Here is an 845-nt window from a genome sequence, read left to right as displayed (position 1 = left end):
ATCGATAGAGGGGTGTGTGTGTGTTTGTGTTAGTTGAAGAAGAGAAGAAGAGAGAATGAGGAGAATAGAACAAATCATTCAGAACATACGAGAGCACGGTTCGTTCAATTTGGACGGACAAGATGTGACTACCTTGAATACGCCAGTTGAACCAGCCAGCAAATCACCCCACCCTGCGAAGACATCGAACACATCGATAGAGGGGTGTGTGTCTTCGAGCGTGCGATCGTGAACACATCGTCACCGGCTACTGGTAGTTACCCCGTTATCACTGTTCTCACGCGATTAATACGGTATTGTGCGGTTTCAAACGTCTAATTACACTTCGATAGAGGTGGGGAACCTTTTTCATACAGGGCGGTATCAGTATGCGTATAGGTATTGACGACTCCGATGATCCTTTAGAGAAGTCGGGATCGCCGGAGGATGAGACAACGGCTCAAGCAGAGCTGTCGCATACGTCTCACGTCACAACTGGTGATTTACAGTCCAATGGCGATCCTGATTCTGAGGAGCCCTCCCAGTCGATCGAGGATATGCTTCTCGAGTTTGATGACCAGAAGGGACTAATTCGAGAACGAGCGCTACTTGATCCTAACTACGTCGTCGAAGAGGACCGCATTGTGGGTCGCGACGAGCAACTCCAGGAGGTCACCAAAATGCTCCGTGTTGCGCTTGGAGACAACCGACCGCCAAATCTGTTCCTCTACGGCCCGTCCGGAACGGGCAAGTCGCTGATCACAAAGGCGGTTTGCCATAACATCAGCCGGATCTGTAAAAGCCGAGATATCCAGTTCGGCACAATCGAAGTGAACTGCCAAGATCCAGTCGATCACATCGACAGC

At 50.3% G+C, this 845-nt stretch carries 1 protein-coding gene; it reads left to right on the top strand.

The annotated features are described in order from the left end of the window. Window positions 1-374: 374 nt before the first annotated feature. Window positions 375-845, top strand: a 471-nt coding sequence (locus Z052_RS14785; protein WP_144050040.1) for an AAA family ATPase, incomplete at its 3' end; no start/stop codon positions are given.

Source organism: Halorubrum sp. C191 (assembly GCF_002727095.1).
Taxonomy (GTDB): domain Archaea; phylum Halobacteriota; class Halobacteria; order Halobacteriales; family Haloferacaceae; genus Halorubrum; species Halorubrum ezzemoulense.
Note: the sequence above shows the minus strand (reverse complement) of the source record. Positions and strands in the feature narration are given on the sequence as shown.